Raw genomic sequence first — 18,528 nt, 5'->3', positions numbered from 1 at the left:
GGCGGAGGCTCCACCTCCAGCGGCACTGCCGCAGGCGGCGGAGCCGGCTCGAGCTATGCGGCGGTCGCCACCTACACGGCCGCCGTTGCCACGTCCCAAGCGGCCGAAGTCGTCATCAGCTATTCGCTCCAGCAGGCGACGAGCACCGCACTGGTCGTCAGCCCGGCCGGTGGCTCGACGTACGGACAGTCCGTCACCTTCACGGCCACCGTCTCGCCCGTGCCCGGCGGAACGGGTACGCCCGCGGGCACGGTGACGTTCCTGGACGGCTCGACCGCACTCGGCACGGCCAGTCTGAACGCAGCAGGCGGGGCTGCCTACACCACGAACAGCCTGAGTCCGGGCTCGCACACCGTCACGGCGGTCTACGGAGGCGAGCCCGCCTTCACCGGCTCCGCCTCCGCAGCCCTCGTCTACACGGTGAGCCGAGTACCGACCACCATCGTCGCCCAACCGGTGCTCGCCACGCTGCCGAACCTCGTCGCAACCCTGACGACCGGCTCCGGTCAGGCCCTGGCCGGGGAGACGATCACGTTCACGACCACGAACCTGCTCGGCCAGAAGGCCATCGTGTGCCAGGCCGTGACCGGCCCGACCGGCGCCGCCACGTGCACCGGCGGAGTCCTGGGGCAGCTGTTCAACCTCGGCCTGAGCTACACGGCCACGTTCGCCGGCGACGCGGACTACCTGGGCTCCAGCGCACAGGGGGCACTCCTGTGAACTTCTGAACCGGAGAGCCGGCGGAGGGGAAGGCCGCTGCGGCCTTCCCCTCCGCCCCCGCTTTGCCGCCGTTCTCGAGTGGGAGTCGTCACGCTATCCGCGGCGCGCGGAGCCGGGTCAGGGTGTGGGTGCCGAGCGGCACGGTGCTGAAGCGAGAGTCGACCGTGCCCCGTGCGATGTCGCAGGTCACGTGGACGCTATGCGGCGTCTCGAGGAACAGCACGTCGAAACCGAGCGTGTTCGCATCGACCCAGCCGCCGCTCACCGCGGTCGGGATCTCGTCCGGCGCGGACACGGTCCAGCCGCCGCCCGGGGTCAGCCGCAGCGTCAACGTGCCGCGCGGAAAATCCTCGTATCCGGCATCGGACGGATCGACGCGGCCGGGGTCCTCCGTGATCACGAGGTTCCAGTCGCCCGACTTATCAGGGCTCTGCTCCAGGTGCAGCCGGGAGACCGGTTGCCCTGCGCCGTCCGCCTCGGCCGAGAAGACGAGACCGTCCGCCGCGGCGGTGTCGGCCACCTCGCACGGCGCCGGGGCGCCCGTGCGCGGCGGCAGGGCCAGTTCGCCGAGGCGGCGGGCCAGGGACGCGTCGGCCTGCTCCGCCGTCTCGGCGCCGGCGGCGGCCGGGCCCTCGCCGTCGAAGGCCGGCAACAGGTGCTCCCAGGCCAGATCGAGCACGCGCTGCATGTCGGCGGTCTGCGACGTCATGGCGACCACCGCGTCCTGTTCCGGCAGGATCAAGCAGTACTGTCCGTACGCGCCGTCGCCGCGGAAGCCGTGCCGGGACATCCAGAACTGGAAACCGTAGCCCTGCGACCAGTCCGACCCCCCGTCCAGCCCGTTGGCGACCTGCGCCCGCGTCGCCTGCTGGACCCACTCCTCCGGCAACAGCCGGACGCCGTTCCACACACCGCGCTGGAGATAGAGCTGTCCCAGCCGGGCGATCGCGTCCGTCGTCGCGTGCAGCCCGGTGAAGCCGAGATCGCGCCCCCGCTCATACTCCTGCCACGCCACCTCGCCGATGCCGAGCGGCTCGAACAGACGAGGACGCAGGTAGTCGACCAGTCGCTCTCCCGCCGCCCGCTGCACGATCGAGGCGACCGTGAACGTACACGGCTGGTTGTAGGCGAAGACGCTGCCGGGCTCGCCGTCCGGCCCGCTCAGCAGGAAGCCGCGCACCGGCTCGGCCGGGTCTCGGTCCACGGCGTCGTCCCACTGCTCTTCCCGGTGCCCGCTCGCCATCGACAGCACGTGTCGCACGAGGATCCGCCGGCTGCGCGGATCGGTGATCTCCGCCTCGAACTCCGGGAAGTAGGCGACCACCGGATCGTCGAGGCGCAGCCTGCCCTCGGCGCAGGCGAAGGCCGCGGCCGCCGCGGTGAAGCTCTTGCTCAGCGAGTACAGCAGTTGCCTGCGATCGGCGGTGTACGGAGCCCACCAGCCCTGTGCCACGACGCTCCCGTGCCGCAGAATCATCAGGCTGTGCGGTTCGATCCCCGGCTCGGCCTCGAGCGCGTCCAGGAACGCCGTGATCCTGCGCGAGTCGATGCCTTGGGAGGACGGGCTGCTTTCGCGGAGCGCGTCGGTTTTGCCGTGAATGGTCGCCTTTCCGGGTTGGTTCTCCGCGGGTCCGCCCCGGTGCCGGCGACGACGACGTCGGCACCCGAGATCTCCGCGACAGGCGAGCTCATACTGGGCCAGCGGCGTACTGACGTCAACATACGTCTTCACGTCCGGGCTCGGCTCGAACGCCGCGCTGAGGCGGAACGGCCACTGATGCGCGGGACGGGCGTAGCCGGGCCTGCCGCCCGCGGGATTCAGCGCCAGTGCAGGGTGACGGGAAGGCTTCGGTAGCCCTGCACCTGGTTGACGCTCATCCATTGTGGGGCTTCCGCGAGGTCGACGCCGTCCAGCGTTTCGGCGAGTGCTTCGAGGAGGACGGCGAGTTCGGCTCTGGCGAGTGCGGCGCCGAGGCAGTGGTGCAGGCCGTTGCCGAAGGCGAGGTGGCGGTTCGGGTGGCGGTCTAGGCGCAGTTCGTCGGGGTTGGGGAAGACGGTGGGGTCGCGGTTTGCGGCGGGGAGCCAGGCGACTACGGGGACGCCCTCGTCGACGTCTTGGCCGGCGATGACCGTTGGGCGGGTGGAGACGCGCAGGACGTGCATCGCTGGCGAGGTCCAGCGCAGGATTTCCTCCACGGCTGCGGGGATCAGGGCGGGGTCGGCCCGCAGGGCGGGCAGGATGTCCGGGTTCTGGGCGAGGGCATGAAAGCATCCTGTCACGGCGTGCCGGGTGGTCTCGTTCCCTCCGATCAGGACGTTGTCGCAGTTGATCAGGATCTCGCCGTCGTCGAGGTAGCCGTCGGCCAGCAGCGCCGTCACCAGGTCCTCGCCCGGCTCGGCGCGGCGGCGCGTGATGGCGTCCATGAAGTAGCTCAGGATCTCTGTGTGCGCCTCCGAGGGGTCCATGTCGGCGAACGCGGGCTCCTCGCCGCCGAAGGCGTGGTTGGTCAGGTCGACGACCAGCTCGCGGTCGCTCGCCGGGATGCCGAGGAGCTCGCAGACCACGGCGGCGGGCAGGCGGGAGCCGACCTGCGAGGCGATGTCCGGTCCGGTCGCGCTCGAGCCGTCCGGGGTGCCGGCGCCTGGTGGCGCGCTCTCGCCGTCGCGCAGTCGCTCCAGGATGTCGCGCACCTCCAGGCCCATGAATGCCGACAGGGATGTCGCTGACGTGCGCGAGAGGAACGGGGCGATGCGGCGGCGGAGCTGGTTGTGCCGCTCGCCCTCGCTGGCGACCAGCATCGTGCCGCCGGCCTTGTCCGGACGGCCGCGGTCGAAGCCGATCATCATCCCGTATTCGGAGGTGAAGGGCGAGCTCGGCGCGAGCAGTTCCGAGCACGCCTGATGCGAGAAGACGGACCAGAATCCGCCGGGCGAGGTGCCGGGCGGGGTCCAGATCGCCCTGTTCTCCCCGCGCAGCTCCTCCCACATGCGATAGCGGTCCGCGCTCTGGTAGAGGTGCGGGTCGCCCAGGTCGGCGGCACCGGGGCCGGCTGCGGTCGTCAGCACCGCTTGTTCCCTTCAGCTGAGCGCGGACTTCTCCGGCGACTTGTCCATGTCCTGCATGTCCTCTATCTCCTGCATGCGGCGCACCAGGCTCAGCGGGCGAAGGTCGGTCCAGTGGGTCTCGACGTACGCGAGGCACGCGTCACGGCTGTCCGGCCCGCAGACGGGCTCCCAGCCTCCCGGGACCTGTGCGAACTCCGGCCACAGCGAGTGCTGGCCCTCGTTGTTGACGAGCACGAGATAGCGGGCGTTCTCGTCTTCGAACGGGTTGCTCATCGTTGCCTCCTGAGAAGGTCCGCGCTCTGCGCGGCGAACTGTTCGATGGCCGGGATCAACACTTTGCCCAGTTCGGCCAGGGTGTCCGGCTCGGTCATATCGTTGTGTGTGGCGTCGATCGGGTGGACCTGCGTCGACGGGCTCAGATACTGCCGCCAGGCTCCGGCCACAGCCTGCGGATCGGGCCTGGAGCGGGTGGCGATGAACACCACGCTCTCCCCCGGGAAACGGGCCTGCCGTAGCGAGGCGGACACGCGCATGTTGTTGGCGATCACCTGGAGGACCCGCGGTATGCGAGCGGCGGGGATCGCGGAGAGCCGACTGTGCGGTTGCCCGAGTACGTCCGCGACGTGGGCGGACAGGTCCTGGGGACGGCAGCCGGGGGCGTCGCAGCCTTGCGCGTCGCAGTCGTGTCCGGCCAGTCCCAGCAGCGCCTGTGCCGCCCATCCTCGCGTGTCGCGCACGGCGAGGTCACTCACCGCGGGATCCGCGTCCAGGAGAACCAGCAGTACTTGCTCGTCCTGTTCCTGGAGCCGGGCCGCGAGAATCTGCGCCAGGTTGCCGCCGAACGACCAGCCGAGGAGCACGTACGGCCCCTGCGGTCGCGTGCGGCGGATCCGGTCGAGGTAGTCGGCCACGATTTCGTCGACGTCCCCGGGCAGTGGGTCGTTCTCGTCGGACAGGCCGCGCGACTGCAGGCCGTAGACCGCCAGCTGCGGCGGCACGTACGGCAGCAGTCCCGCGTAGCTCCAGCTCAGGCCTGCGACGGGATGGATGCAGAACATCCCCGGCCCCTGATCGCCGCGCCGCAGCGGCAACGTGGCGGCGAACCGGTCGTGCTCGGGCTCGTGCTCGGGTGGCTCGTCGGTTCCGGCGAGGCGTGCGGCGAGCAGTCCGGGCGTCGGGGCCTCGAAGACGTCGCGGATCCTCACTTCGGTCTTCAGCTCCCGGCGCAACTGCTCGACGAGGCGCATCGCGACGATCGAGTAGCCGCCGAGCTCGAAGAAGTCGGCGTCGAGCCCCACCGAGTCGAGTCCGAGCGCCTCGGCGAACGCGTCGCACAGCACCTGCTCGTGACGCGTACGCGCACGCCGCTCCGGTGCGTCCGACTGCGCCTGGCCGTGCTCCGCCGGGGAATCAGGGGCCGTCCCATCGGCGTCGGTGCGGCCGGCGAGCACCAGTTCTCCGTCGGCGTTCCACCGCACGAGATCACCGGTGCGGTACATCCGGGTCCCGCCGCCGGCGAACGGGTCGGCGACGAATCGATGCGCCGTCAGCCCGCGCCGCCCCACATAACCCCTTGCCACCCCGACACCAGAGATGTACAGCTCCCCCGCCACACCCTCAGGCACCAACCGCAGTGCCCCGTCGAGCACATACACACCCAGACCCGCCAACGCACGCCCGATCGGGACTAGAAGCTCAGGGTCGTCGGCCGTGATCCGGTGACGGGTGGTGAGTATGGAGGTCTCGCTGGAGCCGTAGGTGCTGACGAGCGCGACCTCGGGTACGGCGGCGCGCAGGCGGGCGGCGTCCTGCGCCGGGGTGCCTGCTGCGATCCACAGTTCGTCGAGGTCGGCGAAGTCCTCAGGGCTCTGCTGGGCGATCCGGCCGACCATGCCGGCCGCGACCCGCATGCGCGTCACGCCGTGCTGCTTGACCAGCCGGCCGAGCTGAGGAAGATCGTCATCGGCACGAACGGCGCGAACGGCTTGATCGCCGACCGGGGCGAGCACGACCTCGCCTGCCTGCAGCAGTGGAACCCACATCTCGTACGTGAGCGCGTCCCATGTGTGTGGGGAGTGCATGAGTACGGTGGGTGGACCCTCGGTCCAGCACGGGTCGGTCGCCAGCCGGAGCAGTTCGGCGTGCGTCATGCCGACTGCCGTGGCGGTCTCGGTCGGGGCGGGTGTGATGCTCAGCCCGGCCAGCTGATCGGGAGCGATCGCGGGAACGGCGGCGGGGGCACCGCTGGGGACTGCAGCCTCGTACTCGTACTCGTACTCGTCCACGACGATGACGGTCGTGTGGCCGCGGTCCACGAGGGGCTGGAAGAGGTCGTCGCGTGCCGAAGCCCGGTCGGTCAGGATGAGCGGGGGTGTGAACTGCTCGAGGGCGGCGCGGACGAGCTCGGAGGGCGTGTCGGGGGGCAGGGGCAGGCAGGCGCCGCCCGAGTTGACCGCGGCCAGGAGCGACACGACGAGTCGGGGCGAGCGTTCCTGCAGCACCAGGACCGGATCCTCGTTGCGCAACGGGGCGAAGGCCGGGTGCTTGGCCAGGCCGTCCGCCCGGGTGTGGAGCTCGGCGTAGGTGAGGGTGCTGTCGGCGTCTCGCACGGCGACGGCGTCCGGATCGCGCTCGGCGATCGCGCGCAGCGCGCGGCCCACACCGCCGGCCTGTCGCGGTGGCAGCGGCCGGGCTCCCGCGCCGAGCGCGAGCAGGCTCGCCGCGCGGTCCGGTGCGGGCAGTCCCAGCCGTCCGAGGGGTTCTTCGATCTTGTCGGGGATCTGGGTGAGTACGTGGCGGAAGAGGGCGAGGATCTGCTCGGCGAGGTCGTCGGGGATCGAAGCCTGACGGTAGTTGACGCGCACGCTGACGGGCGTGGCCGGATCTATGACCAGTGCCAGGGGGAAGTCGGTCGCGTCGTATCCCTCGATGTCGGTGAGCTTCAGCGAGGAGGGGCCGGCGGCGGCCTCGTCGTGTTGCCCGGTGGGATAGCTCTCGAAGACGAGGATGGTGTCGAACAGCGTCCGATGGCCCGACAGTTCCAGCAGTCGGCTCAAGCTGAGGTAGGGGAACTCCATGAGGCGCGCCTGTTCGTCGAGCACGCTCGCGAACATGTCCTCGGCGCTGCGGGCCGGGTGGACGTCGACCCGCACCGGCAAGGTGTTGATGAACATGCCGACGGTCTCCTCGATGCCCGGCAGTTCGGCCGGCCGGCCGGCCACCGTGGTGCCGAAGACGACGTCGTGCGCGCCGGTGAGGTGCCCGAGGATCAGGGCCCAGGCACCCTGGAAGATCGAGTTGAGGGTCACGCCCGCCGACCGGGCCGTTCGGGCGAGGGCGGCGGACTCCTCCGGCGTCAGCCTCGTCACGATGTGCCGGGTGGCCTTCTCCCCGGCATGGCCTTTCTCGGCGATCAGGGTGGGGCCCGGCAGCGCCGCGAGCGCCGGGCGCCACTCGGCGAGGGCGGCTTCGTGGTCCTGCCCGTCCAGCCAGGCCAGGTATTCGGCGTAGGGCTTGAACGCGGGCAGGTCGCACTCGCGTTCCCCTGCCTCGTAGAGCGCCAGGAGGTCACGGATGATCAGCTGCGAGGACCAGCCGTCGAAGGTCAGGTGATGGCTGGTCAGAAGCAGGCGGTGCTCGTCCTCGTCGGTGCGGACCAGGACGTGGCGCAGCAGCAGGTCGGTCTCGAGCCGGAAGCGGTGGCTGCGCTCGGCGGCGCTGAGCGCGGCGTATTCGGCCTCGCGGCGGTCCGCCGGCACCGATCGCAGGTCTCTGGTCTCCCCCGGCACCGGTTCGGGGGCGGCGATCACCTGCAGCGGTTCGCGCAGCCCGTCTCGGACGAATCGGGCCCGGAGGGTGGGGTGGCGCACCGTCAGCGCCAGTAGCGCGGGGCGCATCCGCTCCGGGTCGAGGGCGCCGCGCAGCCGGACGCCGAGTTGGACGGTGTAGACGTCCTCGGCGCGCTCGTCGTAGAGGGAGTGGAACATGAGTCCGGTCTGGAGCGGGGCGAGCGGAAGGATGTCCTCCAGGTCCGGGAACCGTGCGGCGAGCAGATCGACCTCGTCCTGGCTGAGGTTCGCCAGCGGGAAGTCCGCGGGGGTGTGCTCACTCATCGGCGGTCGCTTCCGCGACGTGGCGGGCGATGTCCGCCAACGCCTGCGACCAGTGTGCGTCGAACTGGGCCACATCCTCGCGGTCGAGCACTCCGCGGGGCCAGATCCACGAGGTGAACAGCCGCGGGCCGTCGCTGGAGTCCAGGGTCATGCAGCCGAGCTCCAGCGCGTGGGCGAGCGGCTGGTCCGGTCCGAAGCCGCCCCTGAGCACGCCGTCGGCCTCGCTCGTGGGCTGCCAGTCGACCGCCGCCGGTGTGGGGAACCGGCCGAGATAGTTGAACGCGAGCTGCGCCGGTGCGCAGGAGAGCAGCTCCTGCCGGGCCGGGCCGGGGAGGTAGCGCAGGATGCTGTAGCCGATGCCGTGGTCGGGGATATCGCGCAGCTGTTCCTTCATCTGCTTCAACGCCCTGGCCACGACCGGTCCGTGGGAGGACTCGGCCTCGTCCTCGACGTCCGCGGTGTCGATCAGTACGGGGTAGAGCGTGGAGAACCATCCCACGGTGCGGGAGAGGTCCGTGTTCGGGAACAGGTCCTCTCGGCCGTGGCCCTCCACGTCGACCAGGAGCGGGCCGCGCGCTCCGCGCTGGGCGAACCAGCGGCCGGCGGCGAGGGCCAGGGCGGCGAGGAGAACGTCGTTGATGTGCCCTTGGATGGCGGCCGGCGCTTTGCCGAGGATGGTCGCGGCGACTTCGGCGGGCACCTCGTTGGTGAGGTTTTCGGCGGTGGAGGCGGTGTCGATCGCGGGGTCGAGCGGCCGTCGGCCGATCTCGAGTTGGGGCGCTGCGGCGAGGTCGTGCCAGTAGGCCGTCTCGGCCGTGCGCGTCTCGGTGGCGGCTTCCTCGTGGAGCTGGTGTGCCCACTGGCGCAGGCTGGTGCCGACCGGCGGCAGTTCGGGGGCCCGGCCGGCGGCGACGGCCTCGTATGCCTCGGGAAGGTCCTGCAGCAGGATGCGCCAGGACACGCCGTCGACGGCCAGGTGGTGTACGACCAGCAGGAGCCTGCCGGGCTGTTGCGCGCAGTCGAACCACACCGCCTGCAGCATGATCCCGGCCTCGGGATCGAGTCGGGCGCACGCCGCGGACAGGGCCGCGTCGAGGGTCGCGGACCGTGCGCGCGGGGTCTGGTTGCTCATGTCGACACGGGTCAGGCAGGCCTCGGCCTCGACGTTGCCGGGCGCCGGGACCAGGGCGCTCCAGGTCTCGTCGGTCTGGTCGCGCACGATCTGGAGCCGCAGGGCGTCGTGATGGTCCATCAGGGCCTGCAGCGCCCCGGCCACGGTCGGCAGGGAGAGGTCGGCGGGGACCTGGATCAGCGCGGACTGGTAGAACCCGCGCAGCTCGCCGGTGCGTTCCGCGAGCCAGTTCATGATCGGCGTGTGGAGTACGGGGCCGAGGTTGTCCGTCGCCGCACGTTCCGGCGTGGCCTTGACCGGGCCGGCGATCGCGGCCAGGCGCGCGATCGTGCGGTGCCGGAAGATCTCGCGGGGCTTGATGGCGAGGCCGCCCTGTCGCGCGCGGGAGATGAGTTTGATGGCCAGGATGCTGTCGCCGCCGAGCTCGAAGAAGTCGGCGTCGATGCCCACCGACTCCAGTCCCAGCGCTTCGGCGAAGGCCTCGCACAGCACCCGTTCCTGACGGGTGCGCGGGCGCTGTCCCTCTGCCGCGACGCCGGCGGGCAGCGGCAGCGCGGCGCGGTCGATCTTCCCGGCGGCCGTCAACGGGAATCGGTCGAGCACGGTGACGATGGAGGGCACCAGGTGCTCCGGCAGGACGGTCGCCAGCGACTTCCGAACGCCGTTGCCCTCGAGCGCGGCGCCGGGTTCGGCGGTGACGTATCCCAGCAGGCGCCGTTCGGCCGCCTCGCCGGAGACCACCACGGCGGCCTGTGCCACGCCCGCGACGTTGCCGAGCGCCGCCTCGACCTCGCCGGGTTCCACCCGGTACCCGCGGATCTTGACCTGTGCGTCGGCGCGGCCGACGAAGACCAGTTCCCCTTCGTTGTCAGCCCGCACCAGGTCGCCGGTACGGTACATCCGGGCCCCGGAACCGACGAACGGATCGGCCACGAACCGCTGCGCCGTCAGCCCGCTGCGTCCCACATATCCCCGCGCCAGCCCCACGCCGGAGACGTACAGCTCCCCCACCACACCCTCAGGAACAGCCTGCAGCGCGCCATCGAGCACATACACGCCCAGACCCGCCAACGCACGACCGATCGGGACCTGCCCGGAGTCGTCCAGCGCGTCGCTCATCGTGGCGCACACCGTCGTCTCGGTGGGGCCGTAGGCGTTGATGAGGCGGCGCCCCCGGCTCCACTGCGCGGCCAGGTAAGCCGGGCACTCCTCGCCCGCCACGACGATCGTCGTACCGGGCAGGTCCTCGGGCGCCATCGCGAGCAGCGCCGAAGGAGGCAGCGTGACGTGGGAGATGGCGAACTGCTCGACCACGCGGACGAGTTCCTCGCCCGGCAGGACGCGGTCGCTGTCGGAGCACACGAGCGTGGCTCCGGAAAGGAGGGTCACCCAGAGCTCGGAGACCGAGGCGTCGACGCTGAGCGGAGCGAACTGCAGTACGCGGGCATCCGGGGTCACGCCGAAGCGCTCGGCCTGTTCGCGCACCAGCGTCGCGATCCCCGCGTGCGAGACGGCTACGCCCTTGGGCGCCCCGCTCGACCCGGAGGTGTAGATGACGTAGGCCAGGTTCGCCGGTGAGAGGCCGGACTCGCCGCCACGATGCGCCGCGCGCCCGGCTTCACCCGCGTCCTGGTCCGCCTGCGTGTCCGGATGGAACGTGAGCACCGGCAGGGTGCCGGGTATCTCGACGTCGACACCGTCGCTGACGATGAGTCGGGGCGCGGAGCCGTCGAGCATGGCTTTCAGGCGCGCCGGCGGGTAGGTGCCCTCGAGCACGAGGTAGCCGCCTCCGGCCCGGGTCACGGCGATCATGGCGATGACGCTGTGCACCGGGTTGTGCATGCGGATCGCGACGAGGTTCTCCGGGCCGATGCCGTGCGCCACGAGGTCCTCGGACAGGCGCCCGGCGAGCCGGTCGAGTTCTGCGTAGGTCAGTCGGCAGTCCGGCCCGACGAGTGCGGTCGCGTCGGGCCGGGATGCGACGACGAGGGCGAACAGCTCGGGAATCGTGTGCTGCGCGGAGAGGTCGTCATCATGGTCGAGGCGGGCGAGGGGCTGCCGAGTCTCAGGGGTGTAAGGCACGGTAGATGACTCCAATCATCCTTCTTCGGCGCGAGGCACGGGGTGTACTGGTGGTGCGGCGATGCGCTCGCCCCGCCGGGGAGCGTCGGCGGTGTCAGCTCACTGCGGGGTTCGGCAGGTCGCGCACGATGACCCGGCGCAGCGCGTCGGGAGCGTCCAGGAACGCGTAGTGCACGCCGTCGAGGAGTTCGAACGTGGTGGGCGCGTAGTGCGCCCAGCCCTTGGTCAGGGCGGCCGGGACGTCGATGTCCAGGGTCCAGCCGAGCGAGGTGATCTGCGTGGGGAGCGTCTTGGGCTCGGCCAGGACGTACTTGCGGGTGGCCTCCATGTCGGTGACCAGGATCTCGTGGACGAGGTCGATCAGATCCTCGGGCGGATTCGGGGTGCCCAGGTCGGCCAGGAGTACGTACAGCTCCTCGCGCAGCTGCGCGTGGGTCATGCCGAGGAGCCGGCCGTAGGGCGGATCGTGCGGTGCGACCTGGGAGGAGAGGAACAGCCGGGTGGGCAGCGGCAGTCCGCGTTCGGCCAGGCGCGCGGTCGTCTCGGCGGCCGCGAGCGCCGATCCGCAGTGGCCGAAGAACGCGAAGGGCCGGTCCAGGAACGGCGCGAGGCCCTCGACCAGGCCGTCGGCCATCTCCTCGTAGGTGGCGAACGCCGGTTCGCGCATGCGGTTCTCGCGGCCGGGCAGTTGCACCGGGCAGGTCTCGATGTGCTCGATGAAGCGGGGCCACCTGCGGTACATGCTCGCGCCGCAGCCGGAGTACGGGATACAGAACAGGCGCGCCGTGGCCTCCGCGCCCGGCTCTCTCAGCAGCCACTTCTGCGGTCGCATGGTCATCCCTTCAGCTCGGCCGTCATCGGCAGGTGCTTGTAGCCCGTCACGAAGTTCGACGCCAGGCGTTGCGCCGGGCCGGCGGGCGCGAACCCGGTGAAGCGCTTGAACAGCTCGGCGAACAGCAGCCGGAGGGTCACCCGGGCCACGCTGTGGCCCACGCAGTGGTGCGCACCGGCGCCGAACGCGATGTGCCGGTTGGGGCGTCGGGCGATGTCGAAGGTGAAGGAGTCGGGAAAGACCCTCTCGTCCCGGTTCGCCGAGGCGATCCAGGCGACGACGGCGTCGCCGGCGCCGATCTTCGTGCCGCTGAGCTCCACCTCGCGCGTCGCGTACCGCATGAAGTACGTGATCGGCGACGCCCAGCGCAGGGCTTCCTCGACGCCCGAGCGGATCAGTCCCGGGGAGGCGGCCCATTCCTCGAGCAGCGGTGTGCCCATGAGTTCGACCATGGCGAAGCTCGGCGCGTGCGGCGTGGTGACGTTCGCGCCCAGCAGCATGCTGTAGCAGTTGGAGACGATCTCGCCGCGGGACATGCGGCGGCCGTCGAACTCGGTCTGGAGCAGGATGCTGATGAGGTCTTCGCCCTGGTGGCGGTCGCGCTCCTCGACGATGTCCTGGAAGTACGCGAACAGCTCGCGGTGCGCGGCCTGCAGGGTGTGGTCGCGCCCGCGCGGATTGCGGTACTCCGGGTCGTCCGGGGCGATGCACACCGTGGTGAGCCGGGTGAGCCTGTCCCAGTCGGAGTCCGGCAGGCCCATCAGGATGCCGGTGACGGCCATCGGCATGGCCAGCATGGCTTCGGCGAAGTCGAAGCCGCCGTCCTTCGCCAGCGGCTCGAGCAGACGGTTGATCTGCACGCCGATGACGCGCGAACTGCGCTCGACGGCGCGAATGGTCAGGGCCCGCTGCAGCGGTTCGCGCATCACGGTGTGGCGCGGGGGGTCGGTGACGGCCAGTTGGCTCCCGCCCGCGGGATCGTCCGTGCCGATCAGGTCGATCATCGTGCCGCGCGCCGAGGTGAAGGTCTCGTGGTCCCGCAGCACCCGGTCGCAGTCGTCGTAGCGGGTCACCGACCAGAAGCTTCGCTCCTCATCGACGGCGTGCCGGCTCACCGGGTCGTCGCGGCGCAACTCGCGCCAGACGGCGTGCGGGTCGCCGTCGCTGTGCATGGTCGGGTCGACGAGGTCCGGAACCCCGTGGGCCACGGGGCACTGGCCGGTGACCACCGGGCAGTTGCCGGTCAGCTGATCTGTCATGGCGTGCCTTCCTCGGAAGCGGCCGAGGACGGGAGCAGCGCGGCCAGATTGCCGGCGAGCTCGGCGACCGTCGGCTGCAGGTAGAGCGTGCGCGCCTGGAGTTCGACGTCGAAGCGCCGGCGCAGGGTCTCGATCAGGTCGACGGCGAGCAGCGAGTGCCCGCCCAGGTCGAAGAAGTCGTCCTCGACGCCGACCGGCTCGATGCCCAGGAGCGAGCCCCACAGCTCGACCAGGGTCGATTCGAGGGGGCTTCGCGGCTGGACGAAGTCGTTCCAGACGTTGCGGGGCACGCGGGCGGCGCTCGGCAGCGCGTGCCGGTCGACCTTGCCGTTGCGGGTGAGCGGGAACCGGTCGCGCACCAGGATCGCCCAGGGCACCTGGTGGGAGGGCAGGGTCCGGGCCAGCTGTTCGCGCAGGCGCACTCCGGCGGCCGGGTCGAGGCCGCCGTCGGCGAGCGTGACGTACGCCAGCAGCCGTTTGCCGCCGGCCCCGTCCGGCTGCGCGACCACCACCGCCTGGTCGACCAGCGGGCTGTCGGCGAGTTCGGCCTCGACCGCTCCCGGCTCTATCCGGTATCCCTGGATCTTGACCTGCTGGTCGGCGCGTCCGAGGAATTCCAGGTCGCCGCTCGGCAGCCAGCGGGCGAGGTCACCGGTGCGGTACATGCGCTCGCGCGGCGCCTGCGGCAGCGGGCAGGGCAGGAACCGCTCGGCCGTCGCCCCCGGCCGGTGCAGGTATCCGGCGGCCAGCCCGGCGCCGGTCGCGTAGAGTTCGCCGACGACCCCGGCCGGCACCGGGCGCAGAGCCTCGTCGAGCACGACGACGCCGGTACCGTTGATCGGAGTGCCGATCGGCACCGACGCCCCCTCGGGCGGCGCGACAGAGCTGGTCCAGCACGTCGTGAACGTCGTGTTCTCGGTCGGGCCGTACCCGTTGGTGAAGGTCAGGTGCGGGTGCGCGGCGAGCAGGGTCCGTACCCGGTCGGGCGCGATCACGTCGCCGCCGGAGATGACGTGGCGCAGGCCCGCGAACGCGTCCAGGTGGGAGGCCACCATCTGGTGGAAAAGGCCCGCGGTGAGCCAGAGCACGGAGACGGCGCGCTCGCGCAGCGCCCGGGCGATCTCCGCGAGGTCGACCGATCCCGCCGGGAACAGGGCCAGCTGCGCTCCGTTGGCCAGCGGCGCCCAGATCTCCAGCGTCGAGGCGTCGAAGGAGACGGGTGCCAGCTGCAGGAAGACGTCTTCGGTCCGGATCGTCATCCAGCTCGGATCGCTCACCAGCCGCGCCACCGCCCGGTGGGTGACCGCGACGCCCTTGGGTTCCCCGGTCGATCCCGACGTGTAGGCCACGTAGGCCAGGTCCTCGGGCTGGGTGGTGTCGCGGGCCGGATCGGGCGCCGGAGCGCCGACGGCGTCGCCGGGGCAGTGCGGCCGGACGCCGTCCGGGGCGCACCCGGCGAGCGACGGGTCGGTGACGAGCACCCTGGCCCGCGCGTCGGCCAGCAGGCGCGCGCGGCGCTCTGACGGGTCGTCGGGGTCCAGGGCGAGGTAGGCGGCGCCGGCCCGCAGGACGGCCAGCAGGGCGACGATCAGCTCCGGGGACCGGCGTATCAGTACCCCGACGACGCCGCCGGCCTCGGTGCCCAGGGCGCGCAGTTCCCGGGCCAGGGCGCCGGAGCGCGCGTCGAGCTCGGCGTAGGTGAGGGGCTGATCGCCGTTGACCGCGACCGCGTGCGGGCTGCTTGCCGCGTGGGCCAGGACGAGTTGGTGCAGCGGGGTCTCACAGGCCGCGGCCTTGCCGTGGACGATTCCGCGGCCGGCGGCGGTGGTCAGCTCCAGGCGGGAGAGCGCGACGTCCAGTTGCGCGTCGGCCGCGGCGAGGAGCGCGGCGACGTCCTGCGCGATGAGCGCGTGGCCGTGGGCGTCCGCCTCGTCCGCCAGGATGGTGAACGTGGTGAGCGTTCCGTCGGCGGCGAGCCGCGCGGAGAGGTCGGCCTGGCCGTCGGTTCCGTCCGCGCTCGCGTGCAGCGTCTCGGCGGTCCGGTCGATCAGGCACCGGAGTGTGGGGTTGTCGGCCAGGTCGATGACGAGCGTGGTCGCGCTCTCGTCTTCGCGGTGCAGCTCGATGCCCACGCGCTGGTGTCCGGTTCGCCGGTGTACGACGGCGGCGAGCGCGGCGAGCGTGCGGTGTGGTGTAACCTGCCGTTCCTGCGTGGTGGTCATGGGTGTCCTTGCGTGAATGCGGCGCCGGCTGATGGTCTACGCGCATGCCGAATCGGGTCGAATCGCCGGGGGTTGTGATGGCTGGGCCGGTGGTGGTGGAGCGGCGTTTCAACGGGCCGCCCGAGAGTGCTCAGGGCGGGTACGTGTGCGGGCTTTTCGCCGATGCCGCGCGTGCGTGGCTGGGCCCGGAGCCGGTGGTGGTGACGTTGCACGAGCCTCCGCCGCTGGGTGTGGCGATGCGCGCGCAGGCGTCCGGAGCCCGGGTGCACTTCTGGGACCGGGAGCGGTTGGTCGCGTCGGCGGCCCGCGGCCGGGGCGCGATCGCGGCGCCGGAGTTCGTCGCGCCCTCGGCCCTGGCCGTCGCGGAACGGGCGTATGTCACCGTCGAGCGGCATCCGTTCGCGTCCTGTTTCGTGTGCGGTCCCGGCCGCGGGGACGGGCTCGGGTTGGCGCCGGGAGAGCTCTCCCCCGGGGTGACCGGGTGCCGCTGGACTCCGGACGCCTCCCTCGCCGCCCGGCCGGGCGAGCCGGTCCCGGTCGAGTTCGCCTGGGCGGCGCTGGACTGCCCCGGGGGCTGGACGGTGGATCTGGCCGCCGCCCCGATGGTGTTGAACAGGTTCTGCGCCGAGGTGCTCGAGGTGCCCGTCGTGGGCGCCGAGTACGTGGTCGTCGGCCGGCGCGACGCGTATGACGGCCATGCCCTGAAGACCACGACGGCGCTGTACCGCGGCGACGGTGTGCTGAGCGCGAAGGCGAGCGCGACGTGGGTACGCCTGCGCCCCGTAGACAGCTGACATCACCTGACGCCCCCTCCCGTCGAGTACGTATGCGGACCCATGCTCTGCCGGTCCGTGCCCGCCAGGTAGTCGGGGACTTCCCCTACGCGCCCGTCCGGGCGCTGATGGCGCCGCGGTGGCCGCGCCCGTCGGTCCGGGCGCGGCGCGGCCGCGTGTCGCACCCGGGCACCCTTGTCGCCCCCTGATATGTTCGGTACATTTGCGCAGCAGCACCTTGGGACACGGGGATACCCAGACCTTGTCTCGAACGAATCAGACCCTGTTCATAGTCGTTCATAGTCGGCCGGTCTTGTCGGGGATGGCGTGTCAACACGCTGCCCTGGCTGACGGGACGGTGGTGGCGCTGGCGGCCTCGCCGATGCGGTGGCCTGCGCGACCCGACCGGTCGCGATCCTCCATGCCCCGGCCTGGCGGGTACATGAACGACATCAACGATCATCCACCCTTCGCGCGGCTTGCGGCGTCCACCAACCGCTGACCAGGCCGGGCGTTCTCGCGTGCGCGGTTCCGCCTCCACCACAGGGGGGACCGCGGTGTGTCCACCCACTCCACCCACTTGCGCAGCCGACGTGGCGGACCCCGGAGCCCACCGGGTCCGGCCCGATCGGCTCCATGTCCCTACATAAGGGGTCAACCACCATTGCCCTCGGCACTCGAACTCTGGCCGGCGCCGCCTTGCGCGCCGCGTTCCGTCTCGGCCGCGGCCGGCGCGTTCGTCGGCCGCCAGTGCGAACTGGCGGCCTTTGACGCCGTGCTCGCCGAGGCGGACACCCGGCCGCCCGCCGTCGTCGATCTCGTCGGGGATCCCGGGGTGGGCAAGACCGCGCTGCTGACGGTGCTCGCCGAGCGTGCGCGAGCGCGCGGGCTGCACGTGCTGACCGGGCCCGGGAGCCGGTCCGGGCCCAAGCCGGCGGTGCTGCTGCTCGACGACGTCGGCCGCGCGGGCGGGGTCACCTCGGACGAGGCCGCCGCGTTGTTGGGCCCGGGCGCGGCCGAGAGCCTCGTGGTCGTCGTCGCGCACCGGCCGGGCCAGGTCTCGCCACGGCTCAAGTGCGCGCTGACCGCGGCCGGTGCGGCCGAGGTCGAATTGTCCGGCCTGCGCGAGCAGGAGCTCGGCCCGCTCGGCGCGGACGGGCTGTGCGACGCCCACCGTCACCGGGAGCTGCGCGAGTCGGGCGGGAATCCGGAATACGTCAGGATCCTGGCCGCCTGGTGTACCGGGCCCGGCAGCTGCGCGGGCGGGCCGCTGCCGGCCCCGCATCTGACCATTCCCGGCGAGGCGGCCGCCATCTGGTCCGAACTCGCCGCCCTGCCGCGGGCCCCGAAGGCGGTGGTGCGCGCCGCCGGCGTCGCCGGGGCCGAATTCGATCTCGAACTGCTCGCCGAGGTCGCGCGGATGCCGCAGGACGCGGTGCTGGTCGGGATCGACGCGCTGCTCGCCGCCGACCTGGTCCGCCCGGTCGGATCCAGCGGCCAGCTGTGTTTCCGCAGCCTCATGACACGCTGGGTCGCCTATGCCTCGACGCCGGGAGGATCGCGCTTCGGCGCGCATCTTCGGGCCCTGAGCGTCCTGCAGGCCCGGGGCGAGGCGCCCGACACCTGCGCGGTGCACGTGGAGCGTTGCGCGCGGATCGGCGATCTGGAGAGCGTGCGCGGCCTCATGGACGCCGCCCGGCTCACGGCCTCCTCGCGCCCGTTGACCGCCGCCTACTGGTACGCCGCGGCGCTGCGCCTGCTGCCGGACGCGGCCGCGCACCGCGAGCTGCGCGGCGAGCTGGCGGCCGAGCTGGCCGAATGCGGGACGGCGGCGGGCGGGTCCGCCGTGACCTCGCTGAGCGAAGCCGCCTCCGTGCGCCGGATCGGGCGGCCCCGGATCCGGCTGCAGCCCGCGGGGCTCGGGGCCGAAGCCCCCGGCGGCGCGGAGAGCGGATCGCGTCTGGGCCTGCTCAGCTCGCGGGAGAAGGAGGTGGCCGTCCTGGTCAGCCGCGGGCGCACCAACCAGCAGATCGCCCGGGCGCTCGGGGTGAGCCACAAGACCATCGAGACCTATCTCAGCCGCGTCTTCGCCAAGCTCAGCGTCTGCTCGCGCGCGGAGATCGCCAATCTCGTGGGGCGTACCGAGGGCGGCGCGGACTACGCAGTGGGCTACTAGGCCGTGTCTTCAAGCCATCGTCGGGGCCGCGACGCCTGCCACGCACGCTCGCGGCGTTGCCGGACCGTTTACAGACGACCGAGTATGCGCACGGCCCGGCGCCTTGCGAGCGCACGCGTCAGACGCCGCGGCCTGATCCGACGCTGGTTCGAAG

The 18,528-nt window shown here is 71.8% G+C and carries 11 protein-coding genes; 3 read left to right on the top strand and 8 right to left on the bottom strand.

The window, feature by feature from the left end; translation table 11 throughout:
* On the top strand, positions 1-720 hold a 720-nt coding region (locus KDL01_RS16630; protein ID WP_212529415.1), incomplete at its 5' end, for an Ig-like domain-containing protein.
* 88 nt (positions 721-808) lie between these two features.
* Here the strand turns inward: KDL01_RS16630 and KDL01_RS16625 are convergent.
* The 8 genes from KDL01_RS16625 to KDL01_RS16590 form a co-directional block, all read right to left on the bottom strand.
* Positions 809-2,320 (bottom strand): serine hydrolase domain-containing protein, encoded by a 1,512-nt coding sequence (locus tag KDL01_RS16625; protein ID WP_368861583.1) that lies wholly within the window; start codon positions 2,318-2,320, stop codon positions 809-811.
* A gap of 218 nt (positions 2,321-2,538) precedes the next feature.
* Positions 2,539-3,786, bottom strand: coding sequence for a cytochrome P450 (locus KDL01_RS16620; RefSeq protein ID WP_212529413.1), 1,248 nt, complete (start codon positions 3,784-3,786; stop codon positions 2,539-2,541).
* Positions 3,787-3,798: 12 nt separating this feature from the next.
* Positions 3,799-4,059: an MbtH family protein gene (locus KDL01_RS16615; RefSeq protein WP_212529412.1), complete on the bottom strand. Its 261-nt coding sequence runs from the start codon at positions 4,057-4,059 to the stop codon at positions 3,799-3,801.
* Positions 4,056-7,898, bottom strand: coding sequence for a condensation domain-containing protein (locus KDL01_RS16610; protein WP_212529411.1), 3,843 nt, complete (start codon positions 7,896-7,898; stop codon positions 4,056-4,058). The genes KDL01_RS16615 and KDL01_RS16610 overlap by 4 nt, the downstream gene beginning before the upstream one ends.
* A complete protein-coding gene (locus tag KDL01_RS16605; RefSeq protein ID WP_212529410.1) occupies positions 7,891-11,112 on the bottom strand; it encodes a non-ribosomal peptide synthetase in 3,222 nt (1,073 codons plus the stop codon). The genes KDL01_RS16610 and KDL01_RS16605 overlap by 8 nt, the downstream gene beginning before the upstream one ends.
* Positions 11,113-11,206: 94 nt before the next feature.
* Positions 11,207-11,944 carry a thioesterase II family protein gene (locus tag KDL01_RS16600; RefSeq protein WP_212529409.1) on the bottom strand — a complete coding sequence of 246 codons (738 nt, stop codon included), beginning with the start codon at positions 11,942-11,944 and terminating at the stop codon, positions 11,207-11,209.
* 2 nt (positions 11,945-11,946) lie between these two features.
* Positions 11,947-13,203: a cytochrome P450 gene (locus tag KDL01_RS16595; protein ID WP_212529408.1), complete on the bottom strand. Its 1,257-nt coding sequence runs from the start codon at positions 13,201-13,203 to the stop codon at positions 11,947-11,949.
* Complete coding sequence (locus KDL01_RS16590) at positions 13,200-15,425, bottom strand: non-ribosomal peptide synthetase (protein WP_212529407.1); 2,226 nt, start codon at positions 15,423-15,425, stop codon at positions 13,200-13,202. The genes KDL01_RS16595 and KDL01_RS16590 overlap by 4 nt, the downstream gene beginning before the upstream one ends.
* A gap of 77 nt (positions 15,426-15,502) precedes the next feature.
* Here KDL01_RS16590 and KDL01_RS16585 point away from each other — a divergent pair, with 77 nt between their 5' ends.
* Both KDL01_RS16585 and KDL01_RS16580 read left to right on the top strand, forming a co-directional pair.
* Positions 15,503-16,219 carry a hypothetical protein gene (locus tag KDL01_RS16585; protein ID WP_212529406.1) on the top strand — a complete coding sequence of 239 codons (717 nt, stop codon included), beginning with the start codon at positions 15,503-15,505 and terminating at the stop codon, positions 16,217-16,219.
* Between the two features lie 643 nt (positions 16,220-16,862).
* Entirely contained in the window at positions 16,863-18,374 is a 1,512-nt protein-coding gene (locus tag KDL01_RS16580; RefSeq protein ID WP_212529405.1) for a LuxR family transcriptional regulator, read from the top strand.
* The last annotated feature ends 154 nt before the right edge of the window (positions 18,375-18,528 follow it).

The organism is Actinospica durhamensis (assembly GCF_018139695.1).
Classification (GTDB): Bacteria; Actinomycetota; Actinomycetes; order Streptomycetales; family Catenulisporaceae; genus Actinospica; species Actinospica durhamensis.
This window is presented reverse-complemented; position numbering and strand designations above follow the sequence as displayed.

Bases quoted from the DNA above. Each gene is read 5' to 3' on its own strand.
- KDL01_RS16610 (WP_212529411.1), bottom strand. From the start codon at position 7,898: ATGAGTGAGCACACCCCCGCGGACTTCCCGCTGGCGAACCTCAGCCAG.
- KDL01_RS16595 (WP_212529408.1), bottom strand. From the start codon at position 13,203: ATGACAGATCAGCTGACCGGCAACTGCCCGGTGGTCACCGGCCAGTGC.
- KDL01_RS16585 (WP_212529406.1), top strand. From the start codon at position 15,503: ATGGCTGGGCCGGTGGTGGTGGAGCGGCGTTTCAACGGGCCGCCCGAG.
- KDL01_RS16590 (WP_212529407.1), bottom strand. From the start codon at position 15,425: ATGACCACCACGCAGGAACGGCAGGTTACACCACACCGCACGCTCGCC.
- KDL01_RS16600 (WP_212529409.1), bottom strand. From the start codon at position 11,944: ATGCGACCGCAGAAGTGGCTGCTGAGAGAGCCGGGCGCGGAGGCCACG.
- KDL01_RS16615 (WP_212529412.1), bottom strand. From the start codon at position 4,059: ATGAGCAACCCGTTCGAAGACGAGAACGCCCGCTATCTCGTGCTCGTC.